22 protein-coding genes are annotated in these 26,479 nt (G+C 51.4%); 11 read left to right on the top strand and 11 right to left on the bottom strand.

Annotated elements, in window-relative coordinates; translation table 11 throughout:
- Nucleotides 1-90 precede the first annotated feature (90 nt).
- Nucleotides 91-375, top strand: coding sequence for a hypothetical protein (locus ACJJH9_RS20270; RefSeq protein ID WP_444923828.1), 285 nt, complete (start codon nucleotides 91-93; stop codon nucleotides 373-375).
- A gap of 330 nt (nucleotides 376-705) precedes the next feature.
- Here the strand turns inward: ACJJH9_RS20270 and ACJJH9_RS20275 are convergent, their stop codons facing one another.
- Nucleotides 706-1,032, bottom strand: a complete 327-nt coding sequence (locus ACJJH9_RS20275) for a helix-turn-helix domain-containing protein (protein ID WP_444923829.1) — start codon at nucleotides 1,030-1,032, stop codon at nucleotides 706-708.
- Between the two features lie 398 nt (nucleotides 1,033-1,430).
- On the opposite strand from ACJJH9_RS20275, the gene ACJJH9_RS20280 reads away from it, so the two are divergent.
- The 3 genes from ACJJH9_RS20280 (at nucleotide 1,431) to ACJJH9_RS20290 (ending at nucleotide 4,861) form a co-directional block, all read left to right on the top strand.
- The gene (locus ACJJH9_RS20280; protein WP_444923830.1) at nucleotides 1,431-2,279 is read left to right on the top strand and encodes an alpha/beta fold hydrolase; all 849 of its coding nucleotides are present in this window, start codon (nucleotides 1,431-1,433) and stop codon (nucleotides 2,277-2,279) included.
- Nucleotides 2,280-2,837: 558 nt separating this feature from the next.
- The gene (locus ACJJH9_RS20285) at nucleotides 2,838-4,457 is read left to right on the top strand and encodes a Na+/H+ antiporter (protein ID WP_252083935.1); all 1,620 of its coding nucleotides are present in this window, start codon (nucleotides 2,838-2,840) and stop codon (nucleotides 4,455-4,457) included.
- Between the two features lie 41 nt (nucleotides 4,458-4,498).
- The gene (locus ACJJH9_RS20290; RefSeq protein ID WP_444923831.1) at nucleotides 4,499-4,861 is read left to right on the top strand and encodes a cupin domain-containing protein; all 363 of its coding nucleotides are present in this window, start codon (nucleotides 4,499-4,501) and stop codon (nucleotides 4,859-4,861) included.
- Between the two features lie 118 nt (nucleotides 4,862-4,979).
- Here the strand turns inward: ACJJH9_RS20290 and ACJJH9_RS20295 are convergent, their stop codons facing one another.
- Nucleotides 4,980-6,836 carry a monovalent cation:proton antiporter-2 (CPA2) family protein gene (locus tag ACJJH9_RS20295; RefSeq protein ID WP_444923832.1) on the bottom strand — a complete coding sequence of 619 codons (1,857 nt, stop codon included), beginning with the start codon at nucleotides 6,834-6,836 and terminating at the stop codon, nucleotides 4,980-4,982.
- A gap of 13 nt (nucleotides 6,837-6,849) precedes the next feature.
- Nucleotides 6,850-8,157: a cation:proton antiporter gene (locus ACJJH9_RS20300; protein ID WP_444899452.1), complete on the bottom strand. Its 1,308-nt coding sequence runs from the start codon at nucleotides 8,155-8,157 to the stop codon at nucleotides 6,850-6,852.
- 442 nt (nucleotides 8,158-8,599) lie between these two features.
- Here ACJJH9_RS20300 and ACJJH9_RS20305 point away from each other — a divergent pair, with 442 nt between their 5' ends.
- Both ACJJH9_RS20305 and gstA read left to right on the top strand, forming a co-directional pair.
- Complete coding sequence (locus ACJJH9_RS20305; RefSeq protein ID WP_444923833.1) at nucleotides 8,600-8,998, top strand: DoxX family protein; 399 nt, start codon at nucleotides 8,600-8,602, stop codon at nucleotides 8,996-8,998.
- 65 nt (nucleotides 8,999-9,063) lie between these two features.
- Nucleotides 9,064-9,663, top strand: a complete 600-nt coding sequence (gstA, locus tag ACJJH9_RS20310) for a glutathione transferase GstA (RefSeq protein WP_444883233.1) — start codon at nucleotides 9,064-9,066, stop codon at nucleotides 9,661-9,663.
- 112 nt (nucleotides 9,664-9,775) lie between these two features.
- Here the strand turns inward: gstA and ACJJH9_RS20315 are convergent, their stop codons facing one another.
- Nucleotides 9,776-10,765 carry a helix-turn-helix domain-containing protein gene (locus ACJJH9_RS20315; protein ID WP_444923834.1) on the bottom strand — a complete coding sequence of 330 codons (990 nt, stop codon included), beginning with the start codon at nucleotides 10,763-10,765 and terminating at the stop codon, nucleotides 9,776-9,778.
- A gap of 143 nt (nucleotides 10,766-10,908) precedes the next feature.
- Between ACJJH9_RS20315 and ACJJH9_RS20320 the strand changes: the two genes are divergently transcribed.
- Nucleotides 10,909-11,322, top strand: coding sequence for a rhodanese-like domain-containing protein (locus ACJJH9_RS20320; RefSeq protein ID WP_444887604.1), 414 nt, complete (start codon nucleotides 10,909-10,911; stop codon nucleotides 11,320-11,322).
- A gap of 90 nt (nucleotides 11,323-11,412) precedes the next feature.
- Nucleotides 11,413-11,862, top strand: a complete 450-nt coding sequence (locus ACJJH9_RS20325; protein ID WP_444887603.1) for a GNAT family N-acetyltransferase — start codon at nucleotides 11,413-11,415, stop codon at nucleotides 11,860-11,862.
- Between the two features lie 57 nt (nucleotides 11,863-11,919).
- Here the strand turns inward: ACJJH9_RS20325 and ACJJH9_RS20330 are convergent, their stop codons facing one another.
- Both ACJJH9_RS20330 and hexR read right to left on the bottom strand, forming a co-directional pair.
- On the bottom strand, nucleotides 11,920-13,179 hold the full coding sequence (locus ACJJH9_RS20330) for a multidrug effflux MFS transporter (RefSeq protein ID WP_252083926.1): 1,260 nt from the start codon (nucleotides 13,177-13,179) through the stop codon (nucleotides 11,920-11,922).
- Nucleotides 13,180-13,298: 119 nt separating this feature from the next.
- Complete coding sequence (gene hexR / locus ACJJH9_RS20335; RefSeq protein WP_108735063.1) at nucleotides 13,299-14,153, bottom strand: transcriptional regulator HexR; 855 nt, start codon at nucleotides 14,151-14,153, stop codon at nucleotides 13,299-13,301.
- A 139-nt stretch (nucleotides 14,154-14,292) separates the two neighbouring features.
- Between hexR and uvrD the strand changes: the two genes are divergently transcribed.
- Nucleotides 14,293-16,497 carry a DNA helicase II gene (uvrD, locus tag ACJJH9_RS20340; RefSeq protein WP_444923835.1) on the top strand — a complete coding sequence of 735 codons (2,205 nt, stop codon included), beginning with the start codon at nucleotides 14,293-14,295 and terminating at the stop codon, nucleotides 16,495-16,497.
- Between the two features lie 138 nt (nucleotides 16,498-16,635).
- Entirely contained in the window at nucleotides 16,636-17,784 is a 1,149-nt protein-coding gene (locus tag ACJJH9_RS20345) for a TRAP transporter substrate-binding protein (protein ID WP_444903485.1), read from the top strand.
- A gap of 70 nt (nucleotides 17,785-17,854) precedes the next feature.
- On the opposite strand, the gene ACJJH9_RS20350 is transcribed toward ACJJH9_RS20345, so the two are convergent.
- The 5 genes from ACJJH9_RS20350 to ACJJH9_RS20370 all read right to left on the bottom strand — a co-directional run bounded on the left by ACJJH9_RS20350 (nucleotide 17,855) and on the right by ACJJH9_RS20370 (nucleotide 25,153).
- Nucleotides 17,855-18,253 carry an acyl-CoA thioesterase gene (locus ACJJH9_RS20350; RefSeq protein ID WP_152455932.1) on the bottom strand — a complete coding sequence of 133 codons (399 nt, stop codon included), beginning with the start codon at nucleotides 18,251-18,253 and terminating at the stop codon, nucleotides 17,855-17,857.
- Nucleotides 18,254-18,424: 171 nt separating this feature from the next.
- Nucleotides 18,425-22,006, bottom strand: coding sequence for an ABC transporter permease/M1 family aminopeptidase (locus ACJJH9_RS20355; protein ID WP_444923836.1), 3,582 nt, complete (start codon nucleotides 22,004-22,006; stop codon nucleotides 18,425-18,427).
- Nucleotides 22,007-22,023: 17 nt separating this feature from the next.
- Entirely contained in the window at nucleotides 22,024-22,917 is an 894-nt protein-coding gene (locus tag ACJJH9_RS20360; protein WP_444923837.1) for an ABC transporter ATP-binding protein, read from the bottom strand.
- A 302-nt stretch (nucleotides 22,918-23,219) separates the two neighbouring features.
- Nucleotides 23,220-24,584, bottom strand: coding sequence for a TRAP transporter large permease (locus tag ACJJH9_RS20365; protein ID WP_444887598.1), 1,365 nt, complete (start codon nucleotides 24,582-24,584; stop codon nucleotides 23,220-23,222).
- Nucleotides 24,581-25,153, bottom strand: coding sequence for a TRAP transporter small permease subunit (locus ACJJH9_RS20370; protein ID WP_444883223.1), 573 nt, complete (start codon nucleotides 25,151-25,153; stop codon nucleotides 24,581-24,583). Before ACJJH9_RS20370 ends, ACJJH9_RS20365 begins: the two co-directional genes overlap by 4 nt.
- A 183-nt stretch (nucleotides 25,154-25,336) precedes the next feature.
- On the opposite strand from ACJJH9_RS20370, the gene ACJJH9_RS20375 reads away from it, so the two are divergent.
- Nucleotides 25,337-26,389 (top strand): PstS family phosphate ABC transporter substrate-binding protein, encoded by a 1,053-nt coding sequence (locus ACJJH9_RS20375; protein ID WP_444887596.1) that lies wholly within the window; start codon nucleotides 25,337-25,339, stop codon nucleotides 26,387-26,389.
- Nucleotides 26,390-26,479: the final 90 nt, after the last annotated feature.

Raw genomic sequence — 26,479 nt, forward strand, 5'->3', positions numbered from 1 at the left:
AAATTGAAATGTAATTCTGGTTTGTGCGCAATTCGCTCACAAACATTCACATCTCCAGAGGAAATCGCAGATCACCAGTCACAGAACAATATGCGCACCGCAGTGAAGACGACTGCATTAAGTTTGCTTGGTGGTGCTATAGGCGGGCTTGGGGGTACAGCACTAGCGGGTGGCGCTACAGCTAAAGGGATCTTTGTTGATACTCAGGTTGATTATGCTTTACAGGTAGGAGACACGATTATCCAGGAAATTAGGGCTGATTTCGTAACAGCGTTCCACAGTGATAGCGGCCTTGATAACCTTATTATTACGCAAACTATTGTTAATAGTGAGGGAATTATTGTCAGAAGGCAGCAAGGTTCACCAGGGTTTTGATAATCATGAAATCTATATTAGTTTTTTTGAGAGAGCTTTTTTCCTTTAGGTTTTTCTTAAGTGGTTTTTTTGGGTTGGTAACCTATTCAGTCTATTTTTTTAGGGTGGAATTGGGGAGGTTCGGTTGGATTCCTCTCATAATTTTGGTGTTGTGGGTGATCTCTAGCATAATTTTCTTTGTAGCAAAAAAAACAAAGTCTATGTGATGCCTTGAAGGAACCTGCTATTAGGGCGCCTGTCACAGCTGCTGACAATGAGCCTCTTCCCCATTAGTTAAAACCATCAAAGCCCCGGCAGAGTAATCTACCGGGGCTTTGTCGTTATGGCCTATCAAGCCTGTTTCTTCAGCTTGGCATTCTCGATAAACGTATCGATCACCTGAATCACCTGCCGCTTGGTGGCGGCGTCCAGCTTCTCAATCTGCTGCATCCGTCGCAGTAATCTGGAATCCGGCTGCTTGATCTTCTTCACCGGCTTAACACCGAGTAGCTCGTCCGTGCTGACCTTGAGGGCCTGCGCCAGGTCTACCAGCAGGTTGGCCGGCGGGTGTTCGCTCTCGGTCTCGTAATAGGCAATGACCCGTCGCGTCGCGCCGATCTCTTCTGCCAGTTCCTTCTGTGTATAGAGCGATGGAGGCTTTTTGCATCTATGACTCATAAAGCGCCCTTAAAGTGAGTCATAGAAGCTCAGTCTATGACTCACACTTATTACAAATGATGGTGCATGAAGAGTACTAAGATACAAATCATGGTTATCAATGCCTGCGTTTCGTCCAACGGGGGATCTGGGAGGCACTGAGCTTATAGCCCTAGTAACTGATAATGGATTCAGCTAGCGAAGATCTCAACAACCCATGGGAGTCGGGCCAGCATCCGTACATGCAAAGAGGTTCTCAATATTAAAAGTATGATAATTTATTGTCAGGTTTTTAAGATGAACATGCATATCACAAACGGAAAGTATGATTCTTTAACCTTTCCACGAAAAACCTACCCTAGTAGAATCAATAAGTTAGCTTTGTGAAAGTATGAAACATTATTGTTAACTTACAGCTTATGAACAAATCCGCGCAGCGCTTGAGCTTTACCACGTCGGATGGGGTAAAGCTCAGCTATCTGTGTGCCGGGACTGGTCCGACCCTACTGATACTGCACGGTTGGTCTCAAGGGGCGGCCCTGTTCAAGCATCAACTTGCCGGTTTATGTGATCGTTACCGAGTCATTGCTCTCGATATGCGTGGCCACGGTCAGTCAGAAAAACCCTTGTATGGCTACCGTATTGCCCGCTTGGCGAAGGACTTACAGGAGTTGATCACAGCCCTGGACCCGGCCCCTCTCTATCTACTTGGCCACTCGGCCGGTGCTTCGGTGATCTGGAATTACCTGGAGATGTTTGGCGATACGCGAGTTTCCAAACTGATTTTTATTGATGAACCCGCTGCCTTACTTGCCCAGCCTTATTGGTCTGAACAAGAGCGTTTGCAGGCCGGTGCAATCCTCACTGCCGAACAGCTCTTCCAGTTTACCGGCCAACTGCGTAGCTCCCAGGGCGAGCAGGCAACCCGTGACATTTTGATGTCAATGGTGACTCCGGCAATGACACAGGATCAAAGGGAAGAGCTGGTTGGGGTCAATTTGCAGTTCCCGCGCGCTCTGGCGGCGCGCTTGTTTATTGACAATGTTACTCGCGATTGGCGCGATTTTATCCCCAGAATTGAAAAACCCACTTTGATCGCCTTCGGCCGTGCCAGCCCTCACCCAGTAGAGTGCCAGCAATGGATTCATCAACAAATTAAAGGTTCTCGGTTGGAGATTATCGAGGCTGAAGATGGAGGCAGCCATTTCCTATTTCTTGAAGCACCACAGAGGTTTAATCGGTTGCTGTGTGATTTTCTCGCCAGTTAGTCGGGTTTAAATAGAGGCCTGTTAATATTTTTCTGGCTGGACTGATTATTATCCGCTGGTTTTCCACAGGTAATCTGTTACTTGGTCTGCGTTCTTTTCAGGTGGGTAAGATAGGGAATGTTATTAACAGGTTGGAGTTTTAAAATTTACCCTACGGCAGAAGGTGGCTGTTGATGTGGATAAGTATTTTTTTAAAAAAATCCAACTTTCCCAAAATTATGCACAAGGAACTCTAATTTATGAGAAAGACCTTAGGCTATTAATAATCTTTCCCTATTTTTAATGAACTCTCTCTAGAGAGTATCTCTCTACCGATGCCAGAGGTGCCTGTTCGAAATTAATTGTTAGGTTTACACCGTTTAGGTTAACTCTTTTCCCTCTTGTGGGAATCTTTGTTTCTTAAAGCGTCTATGATCTTGCTTAGGCGCTAAAGCCCACGCTTTGAATGACTTTGTGAAGCCTCGGTAATCCTCTTTCCTATACTGGCGGAATGGCTGACCTGTTAAGTCGGGTTGAAAATTGCAGTGCCGCAGTCTTTCAAAGGAATATGAGTGGGCGATGCACTATCTCGTTGTTGCTCTGCTGTTATTGCTGGTAGTGGCGCTCAGCCTGATTGTCGCTAGAGTTTTGCCTTTTCCTGTTCCCTTGCCTCTTATTCAAATTTTAGGCGGTGTTCTTCTCGGCGCCGTGTTCGGCATAAAAATACCATTAGACCCAGAAATATTTTTTCTGCTTTTTATTCCACCTTTGCTTTTTTTAGCTGGCTGGCGCATTCCCAAGGGTGCTCTTTTCAGAGATCTAGGTTCGATAATTACCTTGGCTGTAGGGCTGGTAATATTTACCGTATTTGGCATGGGGTTTTTTATCGCTTGGTTGTTGCCGATTATGCCGATCGCCATGGCATTTGCACTAGCAGCAATACTTGCCCCCACGGACCCTGTAGCCGTATCGGTTGTACAGGGCACCAATAATATTCCCCCAAGGCTTGAGCATATTCTTGCTGGAGAATCATTATTTAATGATGCCTCTGGGCTCGATATCTTTCGTATTGCTTTGGCTGCGGCGATGACTGGCAGTTTTTCTTTTCCACAGGCCGTAACCGGTTTTTTTTGGGTTGCCATAGGAGGGGTTGCCATTGGTGCGGGGGTGGCATTTATCTGTGGCTATCTGTTGCGCTGGTTGGTGTACCTTCGCGGTGAGGATACGGCGATCCAGATTTTGGTAAGCTTATTGGTCCCTTTTGCCGCCTACCAAGCCGGTCAAAGTGTAGGTGTGTCGGGAATTCTTGCTGCTGCAAGTGCGGGAATTGCCACTCATTACACCAGCTTGCATGGTTCAGAAAAATCCGCTACACGGATGGACCGTAGAGCAGTTTGGAATACCGTACAAACTGTGCTCGATGGCATTATCTTCGTGCTGCTGGGGGAACAGCTGGTGCGCCTTATCGATGTAGATTCGAGTTGGGCTCAGGATATTGGATTAGGTTGGATTGTATTGTATGTCCTGGCAATTTCTTTTGTTCTTTTGATGCTGCGTTTTATCTGGGTTTGGGTATCGCTTTATCTCTCGCGCTTTCGCCGCAACCTTCCCTCTCTCTCTACTCAATTTGCTCTGGTCAGTGTGTTGAGCGTGGCTGGTGTGCGTGGGGCTATCACTCTTGCTGGTGCATTTTCAATGCCTCTGTTAATGCCTGATGGCAAACCATTGCCTGGCCGTGAAGCATCTATAGCGATAGCTATGGGGGTAATTCTGATTTCATTATTGGTCGCCAGTATTTTCCTACCATTTCTTCTTAGGCGCTTACCAGATACGCCCAGTCTTGCGGCGATTGGCGATGAAAAGGGAGCAAGGGTTTCTGCCGCCAAGGCGGCTGAACATCGGCTGATCAGTTTGCGCAAAGAAATAGATGTACACTGGAAAAATAAAGAGATTGCCTACGAGGCGATCGATCACCTGCTGGAGATATACCGTCGACGCATCAACATCGGTGATGATGAAGCGGGCGAGACGGTATGGTTGAGGGCACGGGTGGAACGCCGTTTTCGTCTGGCGGCATTGGCCGCAGAGCGACAGCGTCTTTTGGAACTCCGTGTGAGCCGAGAGATTGATGATGAGTTGCACAGAAAATTAGTGCTCGAAGTTGATCTGATAGAGGCCAGTATTTTGTCTAAGGAATAGAGGTTTTCCCGGGTCAATATTCGCAATAGGTTGGGAAAGGTATGAAGTATATAGAGCTGCTAAGTGTTGATGGCGTATCTATCTTTAAAGAGCGGAAAATAATCCAGAAGAACCATCAGCCACTTGGGGATTATTCTGATCCCTATCAGGTGCGGCAGATATATTTTCGTGAGTTCGATGAGCATCAGATTTTTGATTGGCACTGCGCGCCACGAGAGCAGTTTATTTTTTATCTGGAAGGTGAGGTGAAAATAACGACCAGCTCTGGTGAGCAGCATATTTTTAGAGCTGGCGATATTTTATTAGCCAAGGATTTGTGTGGAAAGGGACATGTGAGTGAAACTCTGATACCAGGTCGGGCTGTGATCGCTGTGCTCGATCACAGCTCCGCAGATGGCCACTAAGTCGCACTCAACTACATTGCATTCAAAAGTTTGCGCCGTCAGCCAATACCTTAATCTGGGTAAAAGCTATATTGGTGCTATGTTTCTAAGTCTTTTATCGGCACAGGCATGGGGCCACTTAAGACCTTTCGGTCTCCACTTTCGCCTCTTCCCAGTAATGATCCAGGTGCAGGTCCCTATCGCGGCGGTCTTCTTGTAGAGCCTGCAAGAGTTGTTCACGATAGATACGGCTTTGCGCGATGTGCTGTGCCTCATCGCGCCAGTAGGGAAACAGTGCCTCCAGCATACGCTGGTCGTGCTGTTTAAACTTGCGTGCAGCGCGGCGCGCTTGCAAGGGGCTGAGTCCCAGCAGCTCCAGGGCCTTCTCACCAATTGCCAAGGCGGGATCGACGGTCTCGCGAAAAATATATTTTACCCCGGCTTCCATCAGCGCGTATTGGTGCATACGGCTGCGCGCCCGCGCGAGAATCTTTAAGTGCGGAAAGTGTTTTTGCAGCTGCGCGATGATCTCCAAAGACGCTGCCTGATCACTCAATGTGAGTATCACCAGGCGTGCCTGGGCGGCGCCGGCGGCGCGCAGTAGGTCTTCCCGCGTGGCATCACCGTAATAGGCCTCAATACCATAGCGACGAACCAAATCCAGCTGTTCGGCGTTGCGCTCCAGTAGGGTGGTGCTAAAACCACAGGCATTAAGCAGGCGTCCGGCAATCTGGCCGAAACGGCCGTAACCGATGATGATGACCGGTGAATTGGAATCCAGCGGTGGTTCGTGTTCGACTGCCTGTGGGGCTTCCGGGCCGATAAGAAAACGCGGCTGAATAAACCTTTCAAATACCAGTAACAGAATCGGTGTGAGCGCCATAGTCAGGGCGATCAGTGCTACCAACAAGCTGCTGGCCTCGGCGTCGAGTACTTGGATTTGAGTGGAAAAGGACACCAAAACGAAGCCAAATTCTCCCGCCTGGGCCAGGGATAGAGCGAATAACCAATCTTCGCCCTTGGACATGCGCAGAAACCTTGCCAATAGGAACAGAACGCCAAATTTCACCACTACCAGGGCTACTACCAGGCCAAACAACAGCAGTGGGTTTTGCGCGATCTGCGCAAAGTTCAGGCTGGCACCTACGGCGATAAAGAAAAGTCCCAGTAACAATCCTTTGAACGGCTCAATATCTGCCTCCAGTTCGTGGCGAAACTCACTCTCCGCCAACAGTACTCCGGCGAGGAAAGTACCCAAAGCCGGTGAGAGGTCGAGCCAGCTCATTACCGCCGCTGCAGCAAAGACAATCAGCAGAGCGGTAACGGTAAACATTTCGCGTACCTGGCTGCCAGCTACCAGGCGTAACAGCGGTCCCAGCAGATAGCGGCCGGTGATAGCGAAGGCGGCGATGGTGGCAATAACCGCAGCGGCATATCCCCATCCCTCCAAGCCGCTGGCGTGGGATTCGGCGGTAGTACCCGCGAGCAATGGCAGCAGGGCGAGAATGGGGATTACAGCGATATCCTGGAGTAACAGCACCGCAAAGGCACTGCGCCCGCCTTGAGTTTTGAGAAGCCCTTTTTCATTGAGGGACTGTAAGACGATAGCGGTGGAGGACAGGGCCAGGATCAAACCGATCGCTACGCCGGTGCGCCAGCTCATGTCGAATAACCACAGCGCTATTACCGCCACTGCAGCAGCGGTCAGGAGCAGCTGCGCGCTGCCGGTGCCGAGGATGGCGCCGCGCATTTGCCACAACTTTTTAGGTTGCATCTCCAGGCCGATCAAAAACAGCATCAACGCTACGCCGAATTCGGCCACATGCATTTCATCGCTGGCATCCCCCACCAGGCCCAGTGCGCTGGGTCCAATGGCCACCCCGGCCAGTAGGTATCCGAGTACGGAACCCAGGCCCAGGCGTGTGGCGATAGGCACAGCGATAACCGCGGCCCCCATAAAGATGACGGCTTCAACAAGGAAGTTAGAGTGTTCCATTGATCGATTATCGCTAGTTAGCAGTGTGTTGCTGATCGCTGGCGGGCGCGCTTTCCGGTTCGGCAAATTCGCGACTGCGGCGTATTAATGGCGCTATGGTAGAGCCCTGCACCACAATAGAAAAGAGCACTACGCCATAGGTCATAACCACCCATAGGTAGCGCAGGTCCTGCCCCTGAACAAAAGCGCTGCCAGAGGGGATGGACATAGCCAGGGCCAGGGCCAGGCCGCCTTTGAGACCACCCCAGATCAATATCCGGTTGGTGTAAGGGTGGTAGCTGCGGCGCCTTTTCAGGTACAGGAAGGGCACCCCCACAGCCAGGACTCGTGCCATTAGTACGATGACAATTCCCGCCACCATTAGCAGGTAGTCCGCCGGGCGCAGATCGATAGTAATCAGGAACAGGCCCACCAACAGGAACAGCAGTCCGTTGAGGAAATCCTCGGTGATATTCCAGAAGTTATCCAGTTCGTGCTGGCTCACCCTGGAAAAGCCGCGCTCGCGGGTGAAGTTGCCGATAATAATTCCGCTCACTACCATCGCCAGGGCACCGGAGACACCGAGGATATTGGCCAATGAGAATCCGGCAGTTGGAATGACCAGGGTGAGCAACAGCTCCAGGCTGTGGTCGTCGGTGCAGCAGATCAGCCAGTGGAACAGCCCACCGATAATCAAGCCGAGCAGAATACCCCCAATCGCTTCCAGCACGAATAGCTCTGCCACTGCCGGTACAGTTGGTTGCCCCCCTTCGAAAGCCACCGCGTAAATTACTGCAAATACCACAATACCGAAGCCATCGTTGAACAGGGACTCCCCTTCCACCTGAATGGATACCTGCTCCGGTGCCTTGAGGTTTTTCATAATGGCCAATACGGCGATGGGGTCGGTGGGGGAGATCAAGGCACCAAATAACAGGCAGTAAATGAAGGCTACCGGCATATTGATCAACATGAGGAACCAATACAGCAGGCCGCCCACCGCAAAAGTGGAAATCAAAGTACCAACAATCGCCAGCAAGCCAATTTCCAGTTTTTGATTGCGCAATTCCAACAGGTCGATATGCAAACTGCCGGCGAAGAGCAGGAAGCCCAGCATTCCTTTGAGTAGGATGTCTTCCAGGTTAAGCAACGGCAGCAGTTGGTCGGCCCAGGTGCGCAACTCCACTACCCCCAATTTGCCCAGGCCGGTGACAATGAGCGACAAGGCCAGGGCCCCAGTGGTGATGGCAATTGTGGTTTGCGCACGCAGCACATACTGATTTAGGAAACCGAGAAAGACCGACACCGCGGCAAGAAAACAAAAGGTGTAATAGACTTCCATGCCGTGCGTGGACTCCAGGGATAAGAATTGTGGGGCCTTGCCAACCCCTTAAAAGCGATGCTTCTACGGGCGAAATTATCAGTTGCTGAGCGTGCCGTTAGTGTAGTCGCGCAGGGGCCCGCTCGAGTTTCCCTGACAGGGCTCTGGGCACAGGGGTGTCAGGTATGGATACCGCCGGCTGCGCCCTGGTTGGGGGCGCGCAATTGTAACGGCTCCTCAGTGCGGCACAACCGCATTTTCTATTTATATCCACAACAACTTTTCCGCGCCTGCCGAAACTGTCATTCGTTAATTTCCGCTTCGTCAGACTCTCAATTGCGGTGCAAGTTTCTCTACGTGGAATACATTGCTGTCGGCATCGCCCCCATTTCGATATGGCTTCCCAACTACACTGGAGGCATCAGGTAGAGCCCAATGTAACAGTTAAAGAAGAGAGAAGGCCGTGGCACATCATCCCCTGTTATGTGATACCTCTAAACTTGTCGGGCGGGTATTAATGTCCCTGCTGTTTATCTTTGCCGGCTGGAATAAGATCGGCGGCTACAAAATGACGGAAGCCTTTATGGTTTCCATGGGAATCCCCGCCCTGTTACTCCCCTTGGTGATTATCGTAGAACTGGTCGGTGGCCTGGCGATATTGCTCGGATTCTTTACCCGCTTTTCCGCAGTGATTCTTTTTCTCTTCTGCCTGGCTAGTGCCTTGATGGTGCATTACTCACCAGGCGATCCCGCAGAGATGACCAGCTTTATGAAGAACATCACCATTGCTGGAGGCTACCTGATTCTCGCCTGCGCGGGTGCTGGGCGCTTCAGCCTAGATCACTGGATTCGCAAAAAATAGCGCCTTGTGAAGCCAGTAGGCGCCTATATTGCCCGATGCCGCACAGTCCACTCAGGAGGGTCACCGTGAAACTCTTTTATGCGCCAGGAGCCTGTTCTCTATCCCCACATATTGTCGCCCTGGAGGCGGGTATTGATCTCGAACTCTGCAAGGTGGATCTAAAGACGCATACCCTGGAAAACGGCGACGACTTTTATAGAGTTAACCCGAAGGGCTATGTACCAGTACTGCAGCTAGAGGGGGGCGAGTTACTCACAGAGGGCGTCGCTATTATGCAGTTTCTCGCCGAGCAAAAGCCCGATGCCGGTTTGGCGCCACCGTTGGGCACTTTGGACCATTACCGCTTGTTGGAGTGGTTGAATTTTATCAGTGCGGAGGTTCATAAATCTTTCTTGCCCCTGTTTTGGAAAGGCACTGAGGAAGAAAAGAAAAAAGCTCGGGAAAGGATTCTACGTCGCATAGACTATATTGAAGAGCAGCTACAGAACGACTACCTGCTGGGGAATTCTCTATCTGTCGTGGATGCGTATCTCTACCTGATAAACCGCTGGCTCAAGGTTCAGGATTTTGATATGACACGGTGGCCCAGGTTACAGGCTTTTCAGGAGCGTATGGCAGCGCGCCCGGCAGTTCAGCAGGCCTTGCAAGAGGAAAATCTCAGTTAGATTGGGGGCCCAAGAGTATATTGCCGCCAAATAAACAGTGCATCAGCTCCGCTAGCGTTGGTCGAAGTTGTGGCTGTACTCACTGAAAGCATCTTATCCCGTTCAGGTTTATTTACTTCCTACACATATCTTCAGCCTTATCTGGACAGGCAAATTGTCGTTGGTACTGACCCGGAGAGATACCGAAAGCTTTACGGAAATGATGGCGAAGAGTTGCACTGCTCTCAAAACCAGAAACTTGTGCTGCATGATCAATGGTCTCACTGCCTGACTCCAGTGCTTTCTGCGCTACACGAAGCCGTTGTTGCGTTAACCATTCTTTAGGGGACAGCCCCATGGATTGGCGAAATTTTCTATCGAAACTGCGACGAGAGAGATGCGCTTGCTTCGCCAAGTCGCCCACCATGATGGGTTTATCCAGGTTGGCAAGGGCCCAATCCAGGGCGCCCGCGAAATGATCGGGCCGCTTGGGAACTGGGGTCTCTACAAACTGGGCCTGTCCTCCCTGCCGATGAGGAGCCATCACCAGGCGCTTGGCTACAGAATTAGCCAATTCATAACCATGGCTACGCCGTAAATACTCTATTCCCAAATCTATTGCTGCTGAGCTTCCTGCAGAACAGGCCAATTTGTCCTGCCAGACATAAAGTACATCCCCTACATACTCTACTTTGGGGAATCGCTTTTTAAAGGTATTCGCATAGCGCCAATGAGTGGTGGCTTGCCTTCCATCCAGCAAACCAATTTCGGCAGGTAAAAATGCGCCAGAACAAAAAGTCAGAATTTGCCGGCGTTCCGCCGCAAAGGCTTCCACAGCAGCGTATACAGATTGTAGGGAGCAGTCCTTGGTTTGTGGTGTAGTCGGCCAGCTGGGTACGACTAACAAATCGTAATCCATCAGGCTGCTCACTTGTCTGCACTGTAGGGATACCCCCCCAAGCCCCAGCTGTGCCTTGGCAGTGAAGGAAACAACCTCTCCCTCATAGAGCGTATCGGTACAGGGGCGGGGTAAACAGAACAGTTCGGTCGCGCAGCCAAGTTCAAATAAGGCAACCTGGTGATGAACCAGAATCGCTACGCGCTTTGCTTTTCCCTTATCCATTATGCCCTCCCTTGATTTCTCACTTCGATACCCAGATTGGCTCAAATTTAACGCTATATGGCTTTTAAGCCAATCGTTAAATAAATAGCCAGAGAACAGAATACATACATGACAAAGAGTGAGTGTTAACTAAGGAGATAATTATGAGTTCTGCTGTAAGTCGTATTGCCCCAGCTAGCAGCCAAAAAGCCCTGCAACATTTTCAAGAACTGATGGCCTTTGAGACGGACTGCTGGGATGTTCATCATGCCCTAACCAATGGGCGCCAGGACTTTGTCCTGTTGGATGTTCGTGGTGAAGAAGCCTTTCGTCAGGGGCACATTTTGGGCGCTGAGTCCTTACCTTATCAGCACATCAATAAAGAGCTTGTATCTCGCTATCTAGATTCCACTTTGTTCGTCGTTTACTGCGCCGGGCCCCATTGCAATGCAACAGAGAAGGCTGCTGTCCGGTTGGCAAAATTGGGGCTTCCAGTGAAAAAAATGATTGGTGGTATAACCGGATGGATAGATGAAGGATTCAAACTGGTGGGAGAAAAGGAAACTATCAGCGCCTAAGGTCAAAGTGAGATTTTATCTCTCAAGACCGGAAATAAAGAGGGTGAAGATTGCACCCTCTACCAATCCATCAAATTTGGCAACAAATAAATGCTTATACGTAACGCAAAGCCTAGTGATATTCGTCAATTATTGGAGATGATGCGTGGGCTAGCTAAATTCGAAGGCTACTTAGATAAGTTCAAGGTTACTGAGGAAGAATTAAATAATCGACTATTTAAGCGGGCAGACTTCCAATGTTTAGTGGCCGAAGACAGTGGTGTAGCTATTGGCTACCTGGTTTTTTATGCCCTTCCCTTTACCTACGATTTAACTCCCTGGCTGTGGATTAAAGAACTTTACGTAGTTGGCAACAAAGAATATCGCCGTAAAGGGGTAGGAAGGGCATTGATGGGATATTTAATAAAAGAGGCCTATGAGCGGGGTAGTGCCAAAATAAAGTGGGAAGTTCTTTCTACTAATGTAGATGCACAAGCTTTTTATCAACAACTAGGTGGAGCTCCGGAACAGAAGTGGCAAATATGGTCCCTGAGTACTTAGCCAATATGGCCGGGCCGAAATACCCTCTTTTCAATAGATGAACACAAAACTGACTCTTCAACGCGGGGTAAAGCGCCTGGTGATTGGTATATCCGAGTCGATGGGTTTGCGTGCCTGGGCGATTACCAGAGTGGAGAACAGGGCCACTACTGCACACCCAAACATGGACGCGGCAATAGGAACCAGGGTGCCTGTGTGCAGGCTGCTTACCAATCCGCCCAGCACACCGCCGGTGATAAAAATTGTGGCGCCATACAGGGCGTTAGCGCTGCCGCTGATTTTGGGAAAAAACTCCAGATAACAGGCGGCGGCATTGGGCCCGGTAATACCGATACAGCTCATTACCAATACCAGCGGTACCATCCACAGAGTCAGTTCTTTAATACCGGTCAAAGTGCCGAGTAATAGCAAACCACAGCCGAGCATCTGCAGAGTGACGCCAGCCAATAAAATATTGCGCGGCTGGAACAGGTTGAGCAGGCGGATATTGACCTGCACCATACAGATCAGCCCCAGAATACAGGCGCCAAAGAACAGCGGGAAGCGGCTCGGACTGACACTGAAGTAGTCCATAAAGACAAAGGGTGCGGTGGTGATATAGATAAACATCGAACCACTGACACAGGCCTGGGCGCCGAGAAAACCGAGGGCGCGGCGGTTGCGTAGCACTTGTCCATAAGTGGAAATCAGTGAAGCTAATGGCATCAACTGGCGCCGCGCGCGGGTAAAACGCGATACAGTTTCTGGTAACAGTAAGCGCACTAATAGCAGCATGGCAGCGGCGTACAGTAGCAGGAATACAAAAATACTCTGCCAGCCACCCACTGCTAGCAGTAGAGAGCCGATTACTGGAGCGATCAGGGGGGCGATCAGCATGATGGTACTGATCATAGAAATAATTTTGGCGGCTTCACGCCCACTGTGCAGATCGCGCACTATGGCGGCGCAAATCACTGTAGCAAAACCGCCCCCCACGGCCTGGAAAAAGCGCAGGATAATCAGTTGATCGACATGGTCGGCAAACAGGATCAGCAGTGAACTGACGATATAAATGCACAGGCCGATAGTGCCGACCAGTCGCCTGCCCCAACGATCGGAGAGGGGGCCGCCGAAGAGCTGGCCTAGGGCAAAACCCAGTAAAAAGCTGGAGACCGAATACTGCACCCGCTCCACTTCGGTATCGAGCGCACCGGCCATGGCCGGGATAGCCGGCAAGTAACTGTCGATGGAAAATGGCGTCAGGGAGACCAGCGCCGCCAGCCATACCACCAACCAGCGCGGTGCTTTTTGCTCAGCGGATAATGCGGTGGATGTCATGGAATTGCTCTGGAACGGCTAGGGGCACTTGTTGGCAGTGGCAGTAGATTGCCGGATACAGCAGGCATGGTAGAGGGGCTGCGACACATTATCCAGTGCCGCATTCTTGCAAATTTCCCTCAGTGTTTGTCTTCCCGCAATGTGTACAGGCCCTGCTTCAGCTTTAGTAGGTGCTCTTGCAACTGGGGGCCTTTGCGCTGGGCAACGCCGATGGCGAGCACATCGATCACCACTAGGTGGGCGATGCGTGAGGACAGTGGTGTATAGATCTCAATATCTTCTTCCACATCCACTTCTAGCGGGATACTGGCCTGCTGTGCCACCGGCGAACCGCTGGGTGCCAGGCCAACCACCAGAGCGCCCTGCTCCTTTGCCATGCTCATGGAGCGCAGTAGTGCCTTGGTGCGGCCACTCTGGGAGATAGCCACGACTACATCGCCCGGCTGCATAGACATGGCTGACATATTCTGGATGTGGTGGTCCGAGTGGGCGGCGGTGGCCAATTGCAGGCGGAAGAACTTGTGCTGGGCATCGGCGGCGACAGCACCAGAGGCGCCAAAGCCGAAGAATTCCACCCGCTTGGAAGCGGCCATCGCAGTGACAGCGGCCTCAAGGGCGCGGTCGTCAATTCTATCGCGCACTTTTAGCAGAGTATCTACTGTTGAGTCGAACACCTTGCGTTTGTACTCGGCAATGGTGTCGGTCTCGGTCACCGCGATTTGGCCGAAGCTGGGGCTGGAAGCCAGCTGTTGCGCCAGGTTCAACTTGAACTCCTGGAAGCCGGAACAGCCCACGGCGCGACAAAAGCGCACCACGGTCGGCTCGCTCACCTGGGCCTCGGTGGCCAGGTCGACGATGCGCATATGAATAATTTCATCGGGATTGGCGAGAATATACTCCGCCACCTTGCGCTCAGATTTGCGCATGGATGACAGTTGCTCACTGATTCGTTGCGTTACTTCCGCCGGTTTCACAGGACTTCCTTCTCTATGCCAGTTGGCGCAGTTTAGCCGCTGCGCCCCCGGCTGGCGAGGGGCTTTGCATTGTCAGCCGGGGTAAAATCCTGTTTATTTACACAGGTCTTATGCAGCAGCTCTGGTACAATCTTCGCCCATGGACGTATCTCAGATTTTAGACCCCCTCAACGACGCCCAGCGCGAAGCGGTAGCTGCCGTGCCCGGCAATCAATTGGTTCTGGCCGGTGCCGGCTCGGGCAAGACCCGGGTGCTGGTGCACCGCATCGCCTGGCTGATGCAGGTGGAGGGCGCCTCGCCCTACTCCATTATGGCGGTGACCTTTACCAACAAGGCGGCCCGCGAGATGCGCGCTCGTATCGAAGAGCTGCTGGGGGTGAATACCTTTGGCATGTGGGTGGGCACTTTCCACGGCCTGGCTCACCGCCTGCTCAAAGCCCACTGGCAAGAAGCCAAGTTGCCGCAGAACTTCCAGATTCTGGATTCCGACGACCAGCTGCGCCTGATCAAGCGGGTACAGGCAGATCTGGGGCTAGACGATAAAAAGTGGCCGCCGCGGGAAACCCAGTGGTGGATTGGCGCGCAGAAAGATGAAGGTCTGCGCCCGCAATATATCAATGCCGGCGCCGATCCGTGGTTGCAGACCATGGTGCGCATCTACTTCGCCTATGAAGAGGCCTGTCAGCGCGGTGGGCTGGTAGATTTTGGCGAGTTGCTGCTGCGCGCCCACGAACTTTGGCTGAATAACGACAGTATTCTGGCCCACTACCGCCGGCGTTTCCCCCATATCCTGGTGGATGAGTTCCAGGATACCAACACGATTCAATACGCCTGGTTGCGCCTGCTCGCTGGGGAGCAGTGCCATATCACCGCTGTGGGTGACGATGACCAGTCCATTTACGGTTGGCGCGGCGCCAAGATCGAGAATATCCAGCACTTTTCTACAGATCTGCGTGAAGTGCAGACGGTGCGCCTGGAACAGAATTATCGCTCCACTTCCACTATTCTGAACGCCGCCAATGCGGTGATCGCTAATAACAGCGGTCGTCTGGGCAAGGAGTTGTGGACCAAGGGTGAAGAAGGCGAGCCTATCGCCGTCTACGCCGCCTACAACGAGCAGGATGAGTCGCGCTTTATCGTCGAGCGTATCAATGACTGGGTGCGCGATGGCAATCGCCGTGACAGCATTGCCATCCTCTACCGCTCCAACGCCCAATCCCGGGTGCTTGAAGAGGGGCTATTGCGCGAACAAGTACCCTACCGCATCTACGGTGGCCAGCGCTTCTACGATCGCCTGGAAATCAAAAATGCCCTGTCCTATCTGCGCCTGATCAGCAATCGCAATGATGACACCGCCTTTGAGCGGGTGGTAAATACCCCCACTCGTGGCATTGGTGCACGCACGGTGGAGATGGTGCGCTCCTATGCCCGCGAGCAGGGCTGCTCCCTGTGGCAGGCGGCCAAGCTGATGTTGCAACAGCGGGTTCTGGCTGCGCGCGCCGGTAATGCTCTGCAGAGCTTTCTGGATCTGATCAACCAGCTGGCTGCAAATGCGGAAGAGAAAGAGCTGGATGCCATTGCTGAGGATGTGATCGAGACTAGCGGCCTGCTGGAATTCCACGGCAAAGAAAAAGGTGAGAAGGGCCAGACACGAGTGGAGAACTTGCAGGAATTGGTCACTGCTTGTCGCTCTTTTGCCGGTGTGGACCTGCCCGAGGGCGAGGAAGATGAGGAGGAAATCCCTCTTCTTAACCAGTTCCTCGACAGCGCCGCCCTCGATGCCGGTGAAGGTCAGGCGGATGAGTTTGAAGATGCCGTCCAGCTGATGACCCTGCACTCCGCCAAGGGCCTGGAATTTCCTTTGGTGTTTATGGCGGGCGTGGAGGAAAACCTGTTCCCCCACAAGATGTCTACACAGGAGCCCGGCCGCATGGAGGAAGAGCGACGTCTCTGCTACGTGGGTATCACCCGCGCCATGCGTAAGCTGTATATTACCTACGCGGAAAACCGGCGCCTATTTGGCAGCGAGACCTACAACAGTCCATCTCGCTTTATCGGTGAGATTCCGCCAAATTTGGTGCACGAAGTGCGCTTGAAGACCGAAATTTCCCGTCCCCTCTACCAGGCGGATTACGGTAAGGTGGGCCAGTTTTCCGACCCGGCGCCAGACTTCGATGATTTACCACCATTGGCACTGGGTGGCCGGGTTGAGCATGCCAGATTCGGCGAGGGCACCGTAGTACAGTTCGAAGGTAATGGCCCCCGTGCGCGTGTACAAGTGAATTTCGATGATGCTGGCAGTAAATGGCTGGTAGTGGCTATGGCTAAGCTGCAGCCTTTATAGATTGTTTGCTTTGGTAAAAACCAAGTCAGATTAGAAATTTTTCTACACTGATTTCGGTTTTTCCCAAAATCCCGACCATTTAAAAAAGATCATTTATCGATGATCAGCGCCTTACAAGAAAAAAGATAATTAAAAGCGATGAAAAAAGTTAACTGGTATCCCGCTATTATTTTGGGCCTACTGGCCCTACTTGTTGTTACCTTTGCTGCATTGGTCACTTCCCGCGTAGCACAGGGCCCTGCACAAAACTTTTCCGATAATGGCAATAAAGAATTGTTCGAGTGGAAGCTTGTCACCACTTGGCCAAAAAATTTCCCCGGCCTAGGCCAGGCCCCAGAGCGCTTTGCAAAAAATGTTGAGTTGATGTCCTCCGGCCGCCTCAAAATTAAAGTTTATGGTGCGGGTGAGCTGGTACCCGCTCTAGGTATTTTTGGTGCGGTATCTGAGGGCGCTGCACAGATGGGACACGGTGCCGCCTATTATTGGAAAGGCAAGATTCCAGCGGCCCAGTTTTTTACTGCGGTACCGTTTGGTTTAAACGCACAGGAAATGAATGGCTGGCTGCACCACGGTGGCGGTTTGGAACTCTGGAAAGAGATTTATGAACCGTTCAATCTGATCCCCCTGGCCGGTGGCTCTACTGGGGTACAGATGGCGGGTTGGTTTAACAAACCGATTAACTCTGTTAAGGATTTGCAGGGCTTAAAAATGCGAATTCCCGGTCTGGGCGGTGAAGTATTAAACCGGGCCGGCGGTACCGCTGTGACTATTCCCGGTGGTGAGCTTTATACCGCGCTGCAGACTGGTGTTATTGATGCGACCGAGTGGGTTGGACCTTACAACGATCTCGCTTTCGGTTTCCATCAGGTTGCCAAGTACTACTACTATCCCGGCTGGCATGAACCCGGCTCAATGATGGAATTTATCGTCAATAAAAAAGCCTTTGAGAAATTGCCCAAAGACCTACAGGCTATTGTGCGCGTGGCTGCCCGCGAAGCAAACCAGGATATGTTGGATGAGTACACCGCTCGTAATAATCGCGCCCTGCGTGAGCTGGTGGAAACACACGGAGTCAAAGTTAAGCGTTTGCCAGATGATGTGCTTGCCCATTTAAAGCAGATCAATACTCAACTGATGCAAGAGACCGCAAATAAGGACCCAGAATTTGCGCGTATCTATAAAGCCTTTAAGGATTTTGAGCGGGATGTGCGGCCCTATCACCAGATAAGTGAAGAGGCTTATTACCAGGCGCGGGAACTTGATGGAGAAAGCAAGAAACAGGAATAAAAGGCAGAATTAATATCATAGAAGGGAAACTGGTTTAAGGCAGTTTCCCGAAATAGTTTTGCAAGTCGTTTCAGGGCAGCGGTCTGGTATGCCCTCTATCGTCGATAGCGACAAAAACAAACTCACCCTCGGTGACCTTTACCTGCTCACCAGAGTCCACCCGTGTCAGCCATACCTCAACCATTGTCCTAATAGAGGAACGCCCTACCTCTATAGCTTCGGCATAGCAGCTGACCGTAGAGCCAACCGGAACCGGGCGTAAGAACACCATACTGCCGACCGCTACGGTAGTTACCCTGCCGCGTGCAATGCTTTGGGCCAAGATTGCTCCAGCCAGGTCCATTTGCGACATCAGCCAACCAGCGAATACATCCCCCTGGGGGTTGGTATCACGGGGCATAGCCAGGGTTTGCAGGGTAAGCGTGCCTGTTGGTTGCGGGTTTTCATCAAGGGCTGAAAGTGCGGACATCGACTACTCACAGATTGTTAGAGTTATTGGTTTCCACCTGAGGGAAGGTGGCGCATTCTAGCACAAATTGAGTAGTATTTGACCAGTACTTGTCTGAGTTTTTCCAACGAAAACGAGGGAAGTTTTTCCCAGCCACCCCCCTAGGTGGCCGGGAAATTAGTGACAAGAGCCCTAAAGTGTCTCTATTGCCAACAGATTGTCGTCCGGGTTTTTGTCGATCATCTTGATATAGGGATCAAAGCCAGCAATGCTCGGCTTGCCCTTCACCTCAAACTCCAGCAGGGTGGTCTCTTCACTGATCTGCTGTTTGGTCAAGTAGAGCACATTGTCTGAACTGGCGTTCTTGTCGGGATCTTCTGCAAAAATCGCAACATCTATCCAGTTATTGATGGGAATTTCTTGCTCCTGTCCATCCCCTTCGGCTTCATATTTGTGCGCTTCCAGCTCCAGTAATACGCGATAATTGCCGTTCTCCAACAGCTCATAGCTGGCATTTGCGACTTTGAGATCAAAGAGGACTACTCGCTCCAGCATATCGGTGATCAGCTCTTGCTGGGGTGGTTCGGCGTGGGCTCGGAGTCTTGCCACTAAATCCATGCTGGTGGGATAGGGATCACTGGAGAAGCCTTTTTCTTTTAACAGGGAGGCCAAAGCCGCATTGACGGCATCTTCACCCATCGCATCCTTAAGGGCGTACATCGCTAGCGAGCCCTTGTCGTAATGGATATAGGTCTGGTTTTCGTTGCGAGATAAAGGTAACTCCTCAAGTAACTCGGTACCCCGAGCGCTAAGGTAGCCATCCAGCTCATATTTGAGGAAACGACGCATTTTTTCAGGGCCGTATTCCCGCTCCATCACCATTAGTGCTGAGTACTGCGCCAGGGTTTCAGACAGTAGAGTCGCTCCCTGTACATTGGCGCCAATCAATTGATGCGCCCACCACTGGTGCGCCACCTCGTGGGCGGTTACATAGAAGACGTAATCAATCTCATCCGGGTCCCGCAGATCGGCGACAAAACCGATAGATTCAGAGAAAGGTACGGTGTTGGGGAATGCCTGGGCAAAGGATTCATAGCCTGGGAACTCGACGATACGCAGTTGGCGATACTGATAAGGGCTGAATGCCTCACTGAAATACTCCAGGGACTTTTTCACCCCCTCAACCATACGATCTATGTTGTAGTCGTGGGGCTTGTGGTGGTAGACCTCAATGGCAACGTCCTGCCACTTATCTTTGACCACTGTGTAGTCCGCTGAAAGGTAGGAAAAAAAGTTGTGAATGGGCGCGTCCATCTTGTAATGAAAATAATGGCGCTCTCCCTCCTGCCAGTCTTTTTGTAGGTAGCCGGGGGCCAGTGCTATCTGTCCCAAGGAAGTACTGACGGTGGTTTCAAAGTTGATCCAGTCGGAGTCGCTGCGAAGATAGGATTTTCGGTAGTGCTCTTTGTCCTCTAGTTTGGGCATACGCTGCGGCGGCGGTAGATCGTGCTTTTTACGCAGGTGACGATCAGTCAACTCAAAATTGCTGTTGTAACCGATAAAGGGCAGCGCTTCGTAGTTATTAAAGAAGGTACCGTTCTGCACCAAGGTGGTGGAGGAGCCGGAGTTCATAAAGCCGCGATTGATCCTGCTCAGATCAAACTCCAGCGTGAGGGACTGGCCGGGTTCAAGTGGGCGATCCAGCTCGAAGAAATAGTGTCCGAACTGCTCGTCCTTTTCGCGTAACTTGGCCTGATTTAGGGATAACTGGTTAACTGTAAGGCCGCGATCCAGCCCTATAACTACCTCATCAATCGACTCCTCACGCTTGTTAACCAGGAAATAGCGGCCGCGCACTTCATAGCGGCGTTCATTGGGGAAGATATCCACATCCACTTTGACATCGGTGATATGTGGTGCGAGTTTATCCTCCAGGGCCTTGTATTTCTTCTCATAGTCTGCAGCCAGTCGCTCACGATCCTTGCTGGTTTCGTAGTGATTGAGAATATTGGTGTTGTAGAAAATAAAGGCGCCCGTGCCGATAAACAGTAGCAGGGTTGTGGAGGCAGTTAATCGACTGGAAAGCCCCAGTTGGAAGCGCAGGGCTTTGACCCGGCTAGTTAGAGGAGCCAGGGTTCCGCGCTGCCAGAGCCCGTAACTCAAGATGGCCAGTATCAGGCTGAAGCTGATCCAATATAACGCAAACCAAGCCCGACCCTGATCAAAGTGACCATAACCATTCATGTCCGAGTAAGGTGCGGCGTTCCAGTCTGCAAATTGATAGAGGTTGTGTTCGAACCCAAGGCCATCAAGGACACTGGAGCTAATTAAGTAGCCCACCATCAGTAGCATGCCGAGGAATTTATTGCGGGTTATCACCTGGGCAAAGATTGATAGGACTGCCATCAAGTAAAACGGCAGCGCAAACTGATACCAGAGTCCGTAAAAATACAGTCCAGGCTCAAGAGTTGTATATCCCTTGCCCAGCTGTACAGCCACAGTGGTAAGCATGCAGGCTATCAGGATACCGGCCAGAACCACCAGCATTGCAATAAACTTGCTCGCTACGAAAATCCAGCTGGGTGTGGGCACGGCATCCATAATTTCATGGCAACCGGCCTGGCGTTCTCGCCACACCAATTCAGCCCCATAGTAGATCAGAATAATCAACATGATGAGGCTAAAAGCACCTTCTATCAGACTGACCATAGAACGAGTCACCGGGTATACCGAGGTGCCAAATACTGCCTCCAGGCTCAGGGATGCGCCCAAGACATTCAGAACACCCAGTGCCAGGATTACCCAAAAAGCTAGGCTTTTTACTACTGCTTTTACTTCAAAACCGCAGCGTATACGGAATTGTTGCCAAACCGTGGCTGCCCCAAAGTTTGGAGTAATTCGCGGTAGGGGCTTGATGTACCGAGGTATCTCACTATCTGCAGCTTCTGTGGTGCGGCGGCGCGACCAGAGAGGTTTACGTTCGGCAAATGAAAAGCATTTATAGCCTAAGCCGATAAATAATAAGCTGGCGCCCAGCCATAGTAAGCGGTTGATTAGAAAGTTTCCCTCTAGTGTGATCATAGAGGTATTGCGATCGAAAGCGGTCCAGTAGCGAGTTGTCTCCTGGAAGGCGGCGATACCAAAGGGGTCAGCCAGTGCGGCAGCACTTCGATAGGCGGGTTCATCCATGATTCCCTGGCTGGTGAAATAGAGTATCAGGAAGGCGATCAACCCCAGGTAAGTGGCCATCATGCTGCGAGTTATGGCTGCCAGGCTAAAAAACATGGCGCTGCAAAACAGCATGGTGGGAAAGATAAGTATGAATAAGGTTTGCAGGTAGTGGGATATTTGAGTGGGGCCCAAGCGCTCTGGGTCTAGCCAAGGCATCCATGAACCGAACAACATACCAAGCGCCGTAGATGAGAAAGCCAGGAAGGCCACGGCGAATGATCCTGTGAAGCGCCCCAATAAATAATCACGCTTGCTGATAGGGGTACTGAAGACAATACCTTCCATTTTCATATCGCGATCACGCAGCACCGGATTGGCTGCGAAGGCGGCAGTGATAAAAATACTGAAAACGCACATTACTAACAGGGTTAGCATAATCGCGTAGGGAGAGTTGATCAGGGTGCTACCTCCACCGCCGCCGATCTGTATATTGTCGACGGTCATAGCACCAAAAGTCAGTAGAAAAAATACCAGGCTGGTCACATAAAACAGTGGCTGGCGCAACTGGTAGTGAAATTCAAACTTAGCAACCGATAAAAACATTTCGAAATCCCCCCATCTCAAGCGGCGTTAGCCACTTGAGCTTTTTTACTGCTAAACAGGGTGGAGAAGTAGACATCTTCAAGGTCCGGTTGCAGCTGCTCAAAGCCTACTGCCGGTTGGGTATCTGCCAGCGCATGCACAACATGGCGCCCGGCTAATAAACGAGTGGAAATCACATCAAAATTATTGTGGCATTCTTCCAGCTCAGATTTATCGACGGTGCGCCGCCATACACGTCCTTGCAATTTAGAGATAAGTTCTTCGGGTTTACCTTGGGCCACAATTTGACCTGCGGCCAGGATCGCCATATTGGGGCACAGATCGGCAACATCTTCGACAATATGGGTGGAAAGAATTACCACTACGTTCTCGCCAATTTCGCTAAGCAGGTTGTGAAAGCGATTGCGCTCCTGAGGGTCGAGACCAGCGGTAGGCTCGTCGACAATAATCAGGCGTGGGTCACCGATCAGGGCTTGGGCAATACCAAAGCGCTGGCGCATACCCCCAGAGTAACCGCTTAGGTTTTTTTTGCGATCCTTAAATAAATTTGTCTGGTGCAGTAATTCAGCCACCATTTCGCGACGCTCTTTGCGATTACTAATACCTTTTAGAACTGCCATATGATCGAGCATATCTTCAGCACTGATTCTCGGATAAACCCCGAAATCCTGTGGTAGATAACCCAAGGTGCTGCGAATTTTCTGAGGGTTACTGGCCACATCGATACCATCAAAAGTGATGGAGCCGCTGTCTGCAAATTGCAGCGTGGCGATAGTACGCATTAAAGAAGACTTGCCGGCACCATTGGGGCCGAGCAATCCGAACATACCCTTGGGAATATCCAATTTGACGTTTTTAAGCGCATGCACGCCGTTATCGTAGGTCTTGGAAAGGCTGGTAATATTTAGCATTTTTTAAATCCTTTTTAATTTTTTATTCGTGCTTGGATATCGATAGCAGTGTTTAATTCCTTTTGATGGATCTATTTTTAAGGAGAGATATCCACAGAGGTTTATTGAAGGTCTGGCGAGCAAATTAAAAAATTTAATGCCAATTTAGCAGGTGCTGGTGACTTGCCGTAGGGAATCAAGATGTGCCGATGAATTTAAGGGGCGAAGGGTTTATTAAGTTTCAATGTTAGTACGATCGTTTTGGGCTGGATCCAATCGGTAGCGATACAAGGTCTTATCACTACCGATCGTTGTCTTTTGGGTTAATTCTGAACCACCCCCGGCAACCAAGTCACCAGAGCAGGCCAGAGTGCTAGGAGGCACAAAATCAACAGCTGAATAGCGATAAATGGCATAACGCCGCGATAGATAGCGGAAGTGGCCACTGAACTTGGCGCAACGCCGCGAAGATAAAACAATGCAAATCCAAAGGGTGGAGTAAGGAAGGAAGTCTGCAAGTTGATTGCAATCATGATGCCCAGCCAAATCGGGTCCACACCCATCGCCAACAACACCGGCCCAACAATGGGCACCACCACAAAGGTGATCTCAATAAAGTCGAGAATGAAACCGAGCAAGAAGATCACCAGCATGACCAGCAAGGTCGCACCAATAACACCCCCAGGCAGACTGTGGAAAATACTGGTGACAAGTTCTTCACCGCCATATCCACGGAAGACCAGTGAGAACAATGAAGCACCAATAAGAATGGCAAACACCATCGCGCTTACCTGTAGAGTGCTGCGACCCACCTCCCCCGCTTGCGCCCAATGCAGAGCACCGCGACTGTAAGCCAGTAATCCTGCGCCTAGAGCACCGACGGCGGCGGCTTCTGTAGGCGTTGCGGCACCGGTAATAATTGACCCCAGCACTAATAGCATCAAAGCGATAGGAGGAAAAAGGCTACTCAGTAGCGGCCAAACTTCCAGAGGTTGCTGCTGCGCGGTCTTGGCCTTACTCGGAGAACGGCGCGCCACAAACAATAGATAAACAATGTAGGCTGCTACCAGCAATAGGCCGGGAATAATGGCACCGATAAAAAGGTCACCAACGCTGACCGGCTTGGGGTTAAAAATACCTGCGGATAGTTGTGCCTGCTGGTAGGCGTTGGAGAGAGTATCCCCAAGCAGCACCAGAGCAATAGAGGGGGGAATAATCTGCCCGAGGGTGCCGGTGGCGCAGATGGTGCCGGTGGCGAGCTTTGGGGAGTAGCCCTGCTTCAACATAGAGGGCAGGGACATTAATCCCATAGTCACCACGGTGGCGCCCACAATACCGGTACTAGCGGCCAGAAGTGCGCCGACGACCACTACAGAAATGGCCATACCCGCCGGCGCGCCCATAAATACTTTGGTCAGATTGACCAACAAGTCTTCGGCGATTTTTGCTCTCTCGAGAATGACTCCCATCAAGACAAAGAGCGGCACGGCAACCAGGGTGCCGTTTTGCATAATGCCGTAGAGGCGGTCGGGGAAGGCACGCAGTAGCTCGGCATCGAAAGCGCCATACACGATACCCAACCCGGCGGTGATTAGGGCCGTACCGGCGAGCGTGAAAGCTACCGGGTAACCGAACATCAGTAGCCCGCAAACGGCGGCAAACATCAATAGAGGTATCAGCTCGATCATGCCTCTGCCTCCTCCACCTGCTTGAGCAATCGTGGTTTCGCTACAGATTCGCTTACCGGGCTTGAAACCTCCATAAGCTGTAGCAGAGCACGAATAAACTGGGCGGTGCCGGCGAGACCGAGGGTTACTGCCGCGAGGGGAATCAGACTTTTCAGCAGGAAAACACCGGGAAGGCCGCCGGCATTGGCGCTCTCCTCAAGCACTGACCAACTATTCAGAGCAAACTGCCAGCTGCTCAGCAACATAAAAGTGCAGACTGGCAAAAGAAATAGCAGAAAACCTACAGCATTAACCCAAGCCTTGCCCCTGGGACCCATTCGCCGATAGAAGACATCGACACGCACGTGGGCGTCGCTTTGCAGGGCATAGGCCAGGCCCAACATAAAGGCGGCACCGTGCAGATAGATTACGGACTCCTGTAGCGCTATGGAGCCACTGTCGAACAGGTGGCGCAGAGCCACAACGCAGGACTGTATTAAGACCATGGCCCAGGTAAACCAGGCGAGCAGGTGGCCGGTGCGACTGGATAGACTCTCCAGTGCACGCGCTCCACGCATCAGAAATAGCATGGGGGCTTCTCTCTTTACATCTTATTGTTATCTCGTTTGTATGCAGGTTACCGCTTTGCCTGCCCGGGCACCAGCGGGGTAAATTTCCGGCTGTAACTTTTTTGTCATGTTTTATTCATAGAATCGTCATCCGTTGTTCCTAGCATCGCCGCGTGAAATAAAAAACACTCATCGGAGTTACACATGAACAAGCAAATTTTGGCTACTTCCCTGGCGGCATTGACCCTTGCCACCTCTCAGGTAGCCCTGGCGGCTCGCGACTACATCAGTGTTGTGGGTTCTTCCACTGTTTACCCTTTTACCACCACTGTGGCGGAGCGTTTCAGCCGTGCTACCCAGTTCAAGACTCCGGTAGTTGAATCCACAGGTACTGGCGGCGGCATGAAGCTGTTCTGTCAGGGCGTTGGTGAAAGCACTGCAGACATCACTGGTGCTTCCCGTCGCATTAAGCAGTCCGAGCTGGAGATGTGTAACGGCAACGGCGTTGATGTTGTGGAAGTACAGATTGGCTACGACGGCATCGTGCTGGCCAATGCGAAGAAAGCAACTCCTTTCAAGCTTTCCCGCAAAGATATTTTCCTGGCCCTGGCAAAAGAAGTACCGAACCCGGATGGTTCCGAAACGCTGGTAGCCAACCCTTACAAGACCTGGAAAGACGTAAACCCTGCGTTGCCCAATACCAAAATTGAAGTTTTGGGGCCGCCCCCCACTTCCGGTACCCGCGATGCCTTCGCGGAGCTGGCAATGGAAGGTGGTTGTAAGAAATTTGGCTGGATCAAGGCCATGAAGAAAAAAGACAAGAGCGCTTACAAGGCGATCTGTCACAACGTACGCGAAGACGGCGCTTATGTTGAAGCCGGTGAGAACGATAACCTGATAGTCAACAAGTTGGTTGCCAATCCGAATGCCCTGGGCATCTTTGGTTTCAGCTTCCTCGACCAGAATGCCGATAAAGTACAAGGCTCTTTGATCGAAGGACAGGCTCCGACTTTCGACTCTATCGCCGATCAGGGATATCCAGTTTCCCGCCCGCTGTTTATTTACGTGAAGAAGGCACATGCCGACGTAGTGCCAGGTATCAAGCAGTTCCTGGCGGAGTTCACTAATGAGCGCGCTTGGGGTGATGAAGGTTACCTGACTGACAAAGGTATGATCCCTTTGCCCCAAGAGAAACGCCAGAAAATTGCTACCGACGTTCGCAAGCTGAATGCCCTGAGCAATCTTGCTGCGAAGTAAATTTATCCTGGAGTAGTACAGTCAAAGGGAATTGACGGCCAAGCTCGAGAGGGCTTGGCCGTTTTTATGAAAGCCAAGTGGAAACACAGG

This window comes from Microbulbifer mixtoriginis (SeqCode) (genome assembly GCF_052466715.1).

Bases quoted from the DNA above. Each gene is read 5' to 3' on its own strand.
- uvrD (WP_444923835.1), top strand. From the start codon at position 14,293: ATGGACGTATCTCAGATTTTAGACCCCCTCAACGACGCCCAGCGCGAA.
- ACJJH9_RS20365 (WP_444887598.1), bottom strand. From the start codon at position 24,584: ATGATCGAGCTGATACCTCTATTGATGTTTGCCGCCGTTTGCGGGCTA.
- ACJJH9_RS20300 (WP_444899452.1), bottom strand. From the start codon at position 8,157: ATGGAAGTCTATTACACCTTTTGTTTTCTTGCCGCGGTGTCGGTCTTT.
- ACJJH9_RS20360 (WP_444923837.1), bottom strand. From the start codon at position 22,917: ATGCTAAATATTACCAGCCTTTCCAAGACCTACGATAACGGCGTGCAT.
- ACJJH9_RS20290 (WP_444923831.1), top strand. From the start codon at position 4,499: ATGAAGTATATAGAGCTGCTAAGTGTTGATGGCGTATCTATCTTTAAA.
- ACJJH9_RS20270 (WP_444923828.1), top strand. From the start codon at position 91: ATGCGCACCGCAGTGAAGACGACTGCATTAAGTTTGCTTGGTGGTGCT.
- ACJJH9_RS20375 (WP_444887596.1), top strand. From the start codon at position 25,337: ATGAACAAGCAAATTTTGGCTACTTCCCTGGCGGCATTGACCCTTGCC.
- ACJJH9_RS20355 (WP_444923836.1), bottom strand. From the start codon at position 22,006: ATGTTTTTATCGGTTGCTAAGTTTGAATTTCACTACCAGTTGCGCCAG.
- ACJJH9_RS20345 (WP_444903485.1), top strand. From the start codon at position 16,636: ATGAAAAAAGTTAACTGGTATCCCGCTATTATTTTGGGCCTACTGGCC.
- ACJJH9_RS20285 (WP_252083935.1), top strand. From the start codon at position 2,838: ATGCACTATCTCGTTGTTGCTCTGCTGTTATTGCTGGTAGTGGCGCTC.
- ACJJH9_RS20315 (WP_444923834.1), bottom strand. From the start codon at position 10,765: ATGGATAAGGGAAAAGCAAAGCGCGTAGCGATTCTGGTTCATCACCAG.
- ACJJH9_RS20330 (WP_252083926.1), bottom strand. From the start codon at position 13,179: ATGACATCCACCGCATTATCCGCTGAGCAAAAAGCACCGCGCTGGTTG.
- ACJJH9_RS20325 (WP_444887603.1), top strand. From the start codon at position 11,413: ATGCTTATACGTAACGCAAAGCCTAGTGATATTCGTCAATTATTGGAG.
- ACJJH9_RS20280 (WP_444923830.1), top strand. From the start codon at position 1,431: ATGAACAAATCCGCGCAGCGCTTGAGCTTTACCACGTCGGATGGGGTA.
- ACJJH9_RS20370 (WP_444883223.1), bottom strand. From the start codon at position 25,153: ATGCTATTTCTGATGCGTGGAGCGCGTGCACTGGAGAGTCTATCCAGT.
- ACJJH9_RS20320 (WP_444887604.1), top strand. From the start codon at position 10,909: ATGAGTTCTGCTGTAAGTCGTATTGCCCCAGCTAGCAGCCAAAAAGCC.
- ACJJH9_RS20350 (WP_152455932.1), bottom strand. From the start codon at position 18,253: ATGTCCGCACTTTCAGCCCTTGATGAAAACCCGCAACCAACAGGCACG.
- ACJJH9_RS20295 (WP_444923832.1), bottom strand. From the start codon at position 6,836: ATGGAACACTCTAACTTCCTTGTTGAAGCCGTCATCTTTATGGGGGCC.
- ACJJH9_RS20275 (WP_444923829.1), bottom strand. From the start codon at position 1,032: ATGAGTCATAGATGCAAAAAGCCTCCATCGCTCTATACACAGAAGGAA.